Source organism: Flavobacterium sp. (assembly GCF_003525665.1).
Lineage (GTDB): Bacteria > Bacteroidota > Bacteroidia > Flavobacteriales > Flavobacteriaceae > Flavobacterium.
In genome coordinates this window covers 866-10,275 of sequence record NZ_DQDX01000204.1, presented here as the reverse complement: position 1 = coordinate 10,275, position 9,410 = coordinate 866, and the positions used below count along the sequence as shown (strand labels likewise).

At 32.6% G+C, this 9,410-nt stretch carries 11 protein-coding genes, 1 tRNA gene and 1 pseudogene; 4 read left to right on the top strand and 9 right to left on the bottom strand.

Features of this window, described 5'->3' with window-relative positions:
• Positions 1-43: 43 nt before the first annotated feature.
• From DIU01_RS14455 to DIU01_RS14435, 5 genes are all read right to left on the bottom strand, one after another.
• Positions 44-229 (bottom strand): hypothetical protein, encoded by a 186-nt coding sequence (locus DIU01_RS14455; protein WP_290835658.1) that lies wholly within the window; start codon positions 227-229, stop codon positions 44-46.
• Between the two features lie 105 nt (positions 230-334).
• Positions 335-1,759: a rhodanese-like domain-containing protein gene (locus DIU01_RS14450; RefSeq protein ID WP_290835656.1), complete on the bottom strand. Its 1,425-nt coding sequence runs from the start codon at positions 1,757-1,759 to the stop codon at positions 335-337.
• 74 nt (positions 1,760-1,833) lie between these two features.
• Positions 1,834-2,637 (bottom strand): sulfite exporter TauE/SafE family protein, encoded by an 804-nt coding sequence (locus DIU01_RS14445; protein WP_290835654.1) that lies wholly within the window; start codon positions 2,635-2,637, stop codon positions 1,834-1,836.
• A gap of 57 nt (positions 2,638-2,694) precedes the next feature.
• On the bottom strand, positions 2,695-3,330 hold the full coding sequence (locus DIU01_RS14440) for a Crp/Fnr family transcriptional regulator (RefSeq protein ID WP_290835652.1): 636 nt from the start codon (positions 3,328-3,330) through the stop codon (positions 2,695-2,697).
• Positions 3,331-3,333: 3 nt separating this feature from the next.
• Positions 3,334-3,789 (bottom strand): DUF1801 domain-containing protein, encoded by a 456-nt coding sequence (locus tag DIU01_RS14435; protein WP_290835650.1) that lies wholly within the window; start codon positions 3,787-3,789, stop codon positions 3,334-3,336.
• A 123-nt stretch (positions 3,790-3,912) separates the two neighbouring features.
• On the opposite strand from DIU01_RS14435, the pseudogene DIU01_RS14430 reads away from it, so the two are divergent.
• The 3 genes and pseudogenes from DIU01_RS14430 to DIU01_RS14420 all read left to right on the top strand — a co-directional run.
• A pseudogene (locus tag DIU01_RS14430) lies at positions 3,913-4,194 on the top strand (DUF3667 domain-containing protein); the annotation flags it as partial.
• An 18-nt stretch (positions 4,195-4,212) separates the two neighbouring features.
• Positions 4,213-5,058 (top strand): hypothetical protein, encoded by an 846-nt coding sequence (locus DIU01_RS14425; protein ID WP_290835648.1) that lies wholly within the window; start codon positions 4,213-4,215, stop codon positions 5,056-5,058.
• 97 nt (positions 5,059-5,155) lie between these two features.
• The gene (locus DIU01_RS14420; RefSeq protein ID WP_290835646.1) at positions 5,156-6,196 is read left to right on the top strand and encodes a M28 family metallopeptidase; all 1,041 of its coding nucleotides are present in this window, start codon (positions 5,156-5,158) and stop codon (positions 6,194-6,196) included.
• Positions 6,197-6,251: 55 nt separating this feature from the next.
• On the opposite strand, the gene DIU01_RS14415 is transcribed toward DIU01_RS14420, so the two are convergent.
• A complete protein-coding gene (locus tag DIU01_RS14415) occupies positions 6,252-6,716 on the bottom strand; it encodes a hypothetical protein (protein ID WP_290835644.1) in 465 nt (154 codons plus the stop codon).
• Between the two features lie 118 nt (positions 6,717-6,834).
• On the opposite strand from DIU01_RS14415, the gene lpxD reads away from it, so the two are divergent.
• Positions 6,835-7,824, top strand: coding sequence for a UDP-3-O-(3-hydroxymyristoyl)glucosamine N-acyltransferase (gene lpxD, locus DIU01_RS14410; protein ID WP_290835642.1), 990 nt, complete (start codon positions 6,835-6,837; stop codon positions 7,822-7,824).
• A gap of 55 nt (positions 7,825-7,879) precedes the next feature.
• Here lpxD and DIU01_RS14405 read toward each other — a convergent pair.
• From DIU01_RS14405 to DIU01_RS14395, 3 genes are all read right to left on the bottom strand, one after another.
• Positions 7,880-7,955: transfer RNA gene (locus DIU01_RS14405), tRNA-His, on the bottom strand.
• A gap of 74 nt (positions 7,956-8,029) precedes the next feature.
• Positions 8,030-8,746, bottom strand: a complete 717-nt coding sequence (gene bshB1 / locus DIU01_RS14400) for a bacillithiol biosynthesis deacetylase BshB1 (protein WP_290835640.1) — start codon at positions 8,744-8,746, stop codon at positions 8,030-8,032.
• 50 nt (positions 8,747-8,796) lie between these two features.
• A partial coding sequence (locus DIU01_RS14395) for a chorismate-binding protein (protein WP_290835638.1) occupies positions 8,797-9,410 on the bottom strand: 614 nt, incomplete at its 5' end.

Here is a 9,410-nt window from a genome sequence, read left to right as displayed (position 1 = left end):
TGATTTCTCAAACACTTTTAAATTCAATTAACAATTTATAAATTTATGCTGCTTTTTTAGAACAACATCCAGCTTTTTTCTCACCTTCAGAACAAGATTTTTTATCTGTAGTTGAAGTAGATTTTTCTGTTTTAGCTTTCTTTTTAGCTTTTGGTTCTTGCTCTTGTGCATTTACATTCATTGCAAATAAAAATGCTGCTACAGCTAAAATTGATGTTACTTTTTTCATTTTATATTTTAGTTTTAATTAATAATTGTATTTTAATAAATCAAATATAGAAAAATATTTTATCTACCTTCTTAAATTTAACTTAATTGTGATTTTATTCTAAATTTACTTCAAAGTTGATGGACAAACGTAATTTGTTGTCTTAATTTCAGTTTTCTTAATTGCCGAAAATCCGCCCAAAACATCAATAACGTTATGATAACCACGAGATTTTAATATAGAAGCCGCAATCATAGAACGATATCCACCAGCACAATGCACATAAAAAGTTTCTTCTTTAGGAAATTCTGATAAATGATCGTTGATAAAATCCAATGGCGTTGATGGCACATCTAAAATATGTTCGGCAGTATATTCTCCTGGTTTTCTCACATCAAAAACTGGAATTTTTGTATTGTCATTTGGAACTTGGTTCAAAATTTCCTCCAATTTTTCTGCAGAAACCGAAGTAACTGTATCAAATTCTAATCCGGCATTTTTCCACGATTCAAATCCGCCGTCGAGATATCCAACGGTGTTGTCATATCCTACTCTAGCCAATCGCATTATCGTTTCTTCTTCTCTACCCATTGGAGTTACCAATAAAATAGGTTGTTTTACATCTAAAATTAAAGCACCAACCCAAGGAGCAAATTGTCCATCAATCCCAATAAAAATTGATTTCGGAATATGACCTTTTGCAAAATCATCTTGATGACGAACGTCTAAAATTAATGCTTCTGTTTCGTTTGCAACTAGTTCAAAAGTTTTTGCGTCAAATGCTTTTGCTTCGCTGATAATATCCTCAACATTAGCATAACCTTCTTTATTAAGTTTCACATTCATTGGGAAATAAGCTGGCGGTGGCAATAAACCATCGGTAACTTCAGCAATGAACTCTTCTCGAGTCATGTTGGCACGAAGCGCATAATTAGTCGCTTTTTGATCGCCAATACTTCCTACGGTTTCTTTACTTAAATTTTTTCCGCAAGCACTTCCGGCACCGTGAGCTGGATAAACAATTACATCATCGGCCAAAGTCATTACTTTATTTCGCAAACTGTCGAATAAAATTCCGGCTAATTGTTCTTGCGTCATGTGTGCTGCTTTTTGAGCTAAATCTGGTCGTCCAACATCACCAAGAAATAAGGTATCTCCGCTGAAAAGCGCATAGTCTTTTCCGTCTTTATCTCTCAATAAATAACACGAACTTTCCATGGTGTGTCCAGGTGTATGAAGACAAGTAATTGTAATTTCACCCAATTTAAAAACCTCGCCATCAGTAGCAATATGAGCTTTAAAACTTGGATTCGCTTCTGGACCATAAACAATTGGAGCTCCTGTTTTTTCAGCTAAAGTAACGTGTCCACTTACAAAATCGGCGTGGAAATGGGTTTCGAAAATGTATTTTATCTGAGCATTATTTGCAACAGCAATATCAATATAAGGTTGTACTTCGCGTAATGGATCGATAATGGCAACTTCACCATTACTTTCAATGTAATAAGCACCTTGTGCTAAACATCCTGTATATATTTGTTGTATTTTCATCTGTTTGTAATTTTATGTAAAAATAATCGATTTGAAATTAATGCAGCGTATCAAATGTTACATTTATAAAAAGATTAAGATAAGAGAAGTTCTTTTGCAAGAATATAAATTCCCATAGCGAGAACAAACCATCCAAAACCTGTTTTTAATTTATCTCCAGAGAATTTTTTCGATAAATAATTTCCGATGAAAACTCCAATAATAGAACATCCTGTAAAAATTAGAACCACTTTCCAATCAATAATTTGATCTGGTCTAATATCACCAACAAATCCGATTAAGGACTGAACTGCCACAATAAAAAGTGATGTTCCAACAGCCATTTTCATTGGTGTTTTTGCTAAAAATAACAACGCAGGAATTATTAAAAATCCGCCACCAGCACCAACAAATCCAGCTACTAATCCGATAAATAATCCTTGCAAAATAATTCTGAAGTAATTTAGCTTTGAATCATCATTAATAATCTTTTCTTTCAATGGTTTTATCATTCTAATCGAAGCCGATATCATTACAATTGCAAAAACAACCATAATCAAAACCGACTTGTGCAGCGTAAAAGTTGCTGTAGAAAAAATTACATCTGGAATAGCTGGAACAATAAATTTTCGGGTTAAGAAAACGGCAGATATTGTTGGAAATCCAAACAATAAAACCTTTTTAAAATCGACTAATTTCTGCGTTGCCTTTTGAAAACCTCCAACTAATGCAGTAGTTCCCACAACAAATAACGAATAAGCTGTTGCCAAAATAGGTTCGATTCCCATAATGTAAACCAGAACTGGCACTGATAAAATAGAACCGCCACTTCCTATTAAACCTAGAGTTATTCCAACCAATACCGCCAAAAAGTAGCCAATTATATAATTAATTTCCATTTATTTTTTTGTTGACACAAAGGTCGATAAATTCAAATTTATGCTGTGCAACTTAGGTTACTTAATGTTTAATAATTCAATCGAAGCTCGATGCAAACGAATTCTTCCTTCGTTTTCTAACGCTTTTAATAACCTAGAAACTACAACTCTTGAAGTGTGCAAATCGAAAGCAATTTCTTGATGTGTACTTTTAATTTCTTTGGTTTTATTAACAATTGATTTTTCAGATAAATAATTCAGCAATCGCTCATCCATGTTCATAAATGCCAAATTATCAATTGCTGTAAGCATTTCTTTTAAACGATTGTTGTAACTATTAAAAACATAGTTTCGCCAACTTTTGTATTTGCCAAGCCATTCTTCCATTTTACTTACAGGAATCATTACTAATTGACCGTTGGTTTCGGCAACTGCTCTGATTTCGCTTTTGGTATCGCCTAAGCAACAAGCCATTGTCATGGCACAAGTATCGCCTTTTTCTATAAAATACAAGAGCAACTCACCTTCATCAAAATCTTCTCTTAATATTTTTATCGCACCATGAATTAACAGCGGCATTTTTTTTATGTAATCACCAAAATCAATTAGAACATCACCTTCGTCAAAATTTTTAAGAGTGGCAACTTGCGCAATTTCTTCAATTAGTTTTTCTTCAAATAGATAACCGTAGGTTTCCTTTATTATATCAATCATTAGTTATTTTTTTAAAGTGCTTTCATAGCGTTCAATCCATTGATCTAAAGTAACTTTAGACATTAATTCACCGATTAAATCATAAGGAATATCGGCCGTTTTTTTAAATCGGATGCAACTTTTTCCCATATCTAATTTTGATTTAGAATATTTAGGATACTCAGCTACAAACCAATCGTGCAACTCTTTATCGGCATAAAGCATCATGTGATAAATATTTATAGAGTTTTTTTGTGATGCTATTGCAAAAAATGGTAATGGATCTTTTGGATTACAATGATATCCATTTGGATAAATTTCATGAGGAACACAATAACCAAGCATACCATAAGACATGACTTCTTTAAATCCGGCTGGAAGATTATCTAAAACAATTTTTCGCAATTGTTCCATTGCAATTTTTCTATCTTCTGGCAATTCAGAAATATATTGATCGGGCGTTGTAGCAGCTGATTGCATAAAATGAATTTAATATTAAAATAAATGTAACTAATTTAAAATTTAATAACTAATGTTGTTAAGCAAAAGTAATAATAAAAATTTTTTAATAGATTTACATCGGTTTATTATTCCAGATAATTTCTGTCGCACAAAAGCCCGTTACGAAAAGATAAAACTTGCCTCAATTGCAATTATGTTGTTGATAGCCGTTTTTGCCCCAACTGTGGTCAAGAAAACACCGATACCAGAAAAACATTTCATCACTTATTCGTTCACTTTTTTGAAGATTTAACGCATTATGAAAATGCCTTCTGGAAAACCATAAAAAATCTTTTATTAAAACCAGCATCGTTAACAAAAGAATATCTTTCTGGTAAACGTTTATCTTATTTAGCACCAGTTAGATTGTATATTTTTATAAGTTTTGTCACCTTTTTTTTAATGGCAGTTCTTCCTGATAATGAAGATAAAGAAATAATAAAATTTGATAATGGCTCTAAAAAAGAAACAAAAAAATCTTACTACGATTATTCTGAAAATAAAGATGCAGAAGAAGAAAACGATTCTTTAGTGCAAGATTCAATTCTAAAGGCAAACATAAAAGAGGAAGTTCAGGAAATTGAAAATCTCAGAAAAAAAGGACTCTTATCAGATAAAAACGCGGATTCTTTAGTTAAATACATTACTGATGCTAGAAAAGAAAATGCCTTTAAAAATAATGATAGATTTTTCAGTTCTGGATACAAATCAATCACGCAATTAGATTCGGCAAGAAAAGCAAATCCAGATAAAGTTGGCGCCTTAGAATATTGGGTTTCCAAAAAAACGATACCAATAGAAAATAAATATTCTGACGAAGAATTACAGGAAAAGTTTTTAGAATCAGTAATGTATAATTTCCCAAAAGCATTATTTATTTATATGCCTTTATTTGCTTTGGTTTTATGGCTGTTTCACAACAAAAAAAGATGGTACTATTTTGATCATGGTATTTTTACTTTACACTATTTTTCCTTTTTACTATTAACCTCTTTGCTGATTGGTATTAGTGATTATTTATTACATTTTCTTGGAGAAAACATGGTAAAGAAAACGATTTCAGTTCTAATTAATGCTGTTGGTTACCTTTGGATGTTCTATTATTTCTTTCCAGCACATCATCGTTTCTATGGGGAAACAAGAGCTATTTCATTTTTAAAAAGTATCTTTATTTTATTTATCAATATATTTCTAATTGCAATAGTTTCAGTTCTACTTGTAATTTACTCATTCATTAATATTCATTAAAATATAAAATAGGAACCAACAAAAAATTTGAATCAGCAAATACCAATGATTAAAAAGTCGATAACAAATAGCACCACAAAAAATAAAATATAAACATATGAAAAACAGCATCTCAATTGGATTGTTATCCATGTTAATTATTTCGTGTTCCACTTCAAAAACTGCAACAGGAACGGCTACAGCAACTAAAAAACCTCTTGATGTGCCAAGTTATATCAACAGTATCACAGCTGGTGAATTAAAAACCCATCTAACTATAGTTGCTTCCGATGAAATGCAAGGTAGAAACACAGGAAGTGAAGGTCAGAAATTGGCCGGAAATTATTTGATTGATCAGTACAAAAAAGACGGAATTCCGTTTCCAAAAGGTGCCGATTCTTACTATCAAAAAGTACCTTCAGAATACATGAAGAAAGGATTTAGTCCAAAACTTGGTGACTCAGAAAATATTTGGGCATTTATTGAAGGAAGCGAACATCCAGAAGAAATTGTAGTAGTTTCGGCGCATTACGATCACGTTGGTATGAAAAATGGCGAAATATACAATGGTGCCGACGATGATGGTTCTGGTACAGTTGGTTTATTAGAAATCGCGCAAGCCTTCCATAAAGCAAAAAGTGAAGGACACGGACCAAAACGTTCGGTTTTAATTCTGCACGTAACTGGTGAAGAGCATGGTTTACATGGTTCAAGATTTTATTCAGAAAATCCGTTGTTTCCTCTAAAAAATACGGTTGCCGATGTTAATATTGATATGATTGGACGTCGTGATGAGCTTCACAAAGATTCTAATAATTATGTCTATGTAATTGGTTCAGATTATCTTTCTACCGATTTATATAACATTTGTGAAGAGGTTAATAAAAAATATATTGGTCTTACTTTAGATTATAAATACAATGATAGAGCCGATAAAAATCGTTTTTACTATCGTTCAGATCATTATAATTTTGCTAAAAACGGAATTCCATCGGTATTTTATTTCAACGGAACGCATGCCGATTATCACAAACCAACAGATGAAGTTGACAAAATTGAATTTGATGCTTTAGAAAAAAGAACCCGATTGGCTTTTGCAACCGCTTGGGAAATTGCCAACAGAGAAAAACGTTTAGTAGTTGATAAAGACGGAAAATAATTTAGATTCAAATCCATAAAAAAACGCTGTAATTAATTTTACAGCGTTTTTTATTTTAGTAAAATCGTTCTTTATATTCTTTTAATAAATTTTCTGAAAAGAACAAAGAAGTATAGGAATCATTGGCTTCTGGATTGCTTTTTTCAAATTCTGCCAAAGCAGTAAAATACTTTTTCAATTGTTCTTCAGTCAAAAGTTTTCTATAATCTTCCTCTTGCCTGATTAGTATTTGAATGAACAAAGCACTGTCGTCTTCATTGCTTGTTTCATTCATTTTATTGTAAATAGGTACAATTTCTCGATACTGACTGATGAATAAATCTCGAAATATCGGATTTTGTTCTTCTGTATAATTCACAATTCCAAAGGTAATTTGTCCTTTAGTCTGCCAATACATCTTCTCACCTTCTTCGCCTTTTTGAACAAAATTCTGTATCACCGCCACTTTCAATTTGATTGATTTTTCAAATTGTCCAAAAGAAAGCAACGGAATAAACAGCAACAAGAATAACTTTTTCATAGCATTATTTTATAAAAAACAAAATTAGAATTTTTTTAAAAGTAACAATACATTTAACTAATTATTAGCGAATGTGAAAACAATTTCCCATATTTGACATCTATAACCACTACAATAAATGAAAAAACTCACTGTATTAGAAATAAATGAAGTCCTAAAAGGCATCGTTATTGGCGAAACCAATCATACAATAACTGCACCAGAACAACTTGAATTAGCAAGTGAAACCGAAATTGCCTTTATAGGAAATAAAAAATATGAAAAATTTTGGAAAGATTCTAAAGCATGTGTTGCCATTGTAAACGAAGATATTTCTATTGAACCAGGCGAAAATAAAGCATTTATAAAAGTTAAAAATGCCGATTTAGCAATGTGTCAAGTTCTTGAGATGTTTGCTCCTGACGCACCAAAATTTAGCCATGAAATTCATCCAACTGCTGTAGTCGATGCTTCTGCAACTATTGGAGCTGGAACAAAAATTGGAGCTGGAAGTTATATTGGACCAAACGTAACTATTGCCGAAAATGTCACAATTTATCCAAACGTTACTATTTTAGATGAAGTAACTATCGGAAAAAATACAACGATTTGGTCTGGAACTGTAATTAGAGAACGTTGTCTTGTAGGTGCGTTTTGTATTTTACATCCTAATTGTACCATTGGTGCCGATGGATTTGGATTCTCTCCTTGTCCAGAAAAAGGACTGGCTAAAATTCCTCAGATAGGAAATGTTGTAATTGGAAATAATGTAGAAATTGGCGCCAACTCATGTGTTGACAGAGGTAAATTTAGCTCTACAATAATTGGTGATGGTTGCAAAATTGATAATTTGGTACAAATTGGTCACAATTCTAAAATGGGTAAATTCTGTATCATGGCCGGAAACAGTGGACTCGCAGGTTCTGTAACTCTAGGAAACGGCGTAATTATTGGCGGAAGCGCTTCTATAAAAGATCATTTAACTATTGGTGATGGCGCAATTGTTGGCGCTGGCTCTGGTGTTGCAGCCGATATTCCTGCCGGAAAAGTTATGCTTGGTTATCCTGCAGTTGAAGCAAGAACCGCTTTGAAACAGTGGGCAATTCTAAAACGAATGGCAACAGAATAAACTATAGAAAAGTATAAAAACGAAAAAAGTCTTGAAAATTTCAAGACTTTTTTTTGGGTGAATGACCGGGTTCGAACCGGCGACCCTCGGTACCACAAACCGATGCTCTAACCAGCTGAGCTACAATCACCATTTGTAATTCGAGTGCAAATATATAATTTTTCTTGGCTCGTACAAAGAAAAAAATCAAAAATTTACATCAAATTTATTTCAAATCACTTAAGCTATTGACTGTCAAATATCTTTCTACTGTAAAACCTTCGGCATAATCTACTCCAACGATTCTTCCTAAATCTTGAGCACGGTATTTTACGCTATCTAAAAAGTTTTTCGAACTAATTGGCGACTCAGGTTCGTTGGTATTTGGATTGTAAAATTGCGAACTGTAAGCTAAAATAGATTCCATTTTGACATCCATAAATCCAGAAATATCCACAACTAAATCGGGTTCCAAGTTTTTCCATTGAATGTAATGATACACTACTTTTGGTCGCCAAGCTACTTGATTTTCTCCGTCAAGGCTCGTTTCTATCATTCGCAAACCAGATAGAAAACAAGAATCAGAAACCAATTTGCTACCTTTTCCGTGATCGATATGTCTATCATCAATGGCATTGCAAAGCACAATTTCTGGTTGGTATTTGCGTAACATTTGAATGATTTTCATCTGATGTGCTTCATCGTTTACAAAAAAACCATCGCGCATATCAAGATTTTCTCTAGCAGAAATACCAAGAATTTCTGAAGCTTTCGCCGATTCTGAATTTCTAATTTCAACCGAACCACGTGTTCCCAATTCGCCACGAGTTAAGTCGATAATTCCAACTTTCTTACCCAATGCAATTTCCTTTGCAATCGTTCCGCTGCAACCCAATTCTACATCGTCTGGATGTGCACCAAAAGCTAATATATCTAGTTTCATTTTTAAAATTGTATAATGTATTTATGTATAATGTATGATAATTTTCAAAATCACAACACATTTTTAATCGTCAATGACTTATTGACCGTTTCAACAAACTCTTTTTCAGGATCGCTGTCTTTTGTGATTCCGCAACCAATGTACAAATTTGCAACCGATTCTTCGATTTTCATGCATCGTAAATTAACAAATAAATCCGATTGCTTTTGTTTGAATGTAGCAAAATCTTTATTCCATTCTCCCAAAAATCCAGCGTAAAATTCTCTATTATAACCTTCTTTTTCAATAATAAATTGCTTCGCTTTTTCTTTAGGAAAACCACAAACTGCAGGTGTTGGATGCAATACATTTATAATTTCAGAGATAGAATTTTCATTATTTACAACAGCCTGAATATCGGTTTTTATATGAACTAAACTTCCTGCTTGATGCGAATAAGGTTCAGAAAAAGTAACAGCATCAGAATATAAGTTCAAATTTTTAACAATGTAATCAGTTACAATTTGCTGTTCTTCAATTTCTTTATTTTGCCAAATAGCGTCCTTTTTTTTATCAAATAATTGTGTTCCGGCTAACGAAACAGTTTTCACCAAATTTTCATCCACTTTTAGAAATTGTTCTGGCGTTGCTCCTATCCAAAAACCAATTTTAGGATGATAAAAAC

Bases quoted from the DNA above. Each gene is read 5' to 3' on its own strand.
- DIU01_RS14455 (WP_290835658.1), bottom strand. From the start codon at position 229: ATGAAAAAAGTAACATCAATTTTAGCTGTAGCAGCATTTTTATTTGCA.
- DIU01_RS14450 (WP_290835656.1), bottom strand. From the start codon at position 1,759: ATGAAAATACAACAAATATATACAGGATGTTTAGCACAAGGTGCTTAT.
- DIU01_RS14445 (WP_290835654.1), bottom strand. From the start codon at position 2,637: ATGGAAATTAATTATATAATTGGCTACTTTTTGGCGGTATTGGTTGGA.
- DIU01_RS14440 (WP_290835652.1), bottom strand. From the start codon at position 3,330: ATGATTGATATAATAAAGGAAACCTACGGTTATCTATTTGAAGAAAAA.
- DIU01_RS14435 (WP_290835650.1), bottom strand. From the start codon at position 3,789: ATGCAATCAGCTGCTACAACGCCCGATCAATATATTTCTGAATTGCCA.
- DIU01_RS14425 (WP_290835648.1), top strand. From the start codon at position 4,213: ATGGCAGTTCTTCCTGATAATGAAGATAAAGAAATAATAAAATTTGAT.
- DIU01_RS14420 (WP_290835646.1), top strand. From the start codon at position 5,156: ATGAAAAACAGCATCTCAATTGGATTGTTATCCATGTTAATTATTTCG.
- DIU01_RS14415 (WP_290835644.1), bottom strand. From the start codon at position 6,716: ATGAAAAAGTTATTCTTGTTGCTGTTTATTCCGTTGCTTTCTTTTGGA.
- lpxD (WP_290835642.1), top strand. From the start codon at position 6,835: ATGAAAAAACTCACTGTATTAGAAATAAATGAAGTCCTAAAAGGCATC.
- bshB1 (WP_290835640.1), bottom strand. From the start codon at position 8,746: ATGAAACTAGATATATTAGCTTTTGGTGCACATCCAGACGATGTAGAA.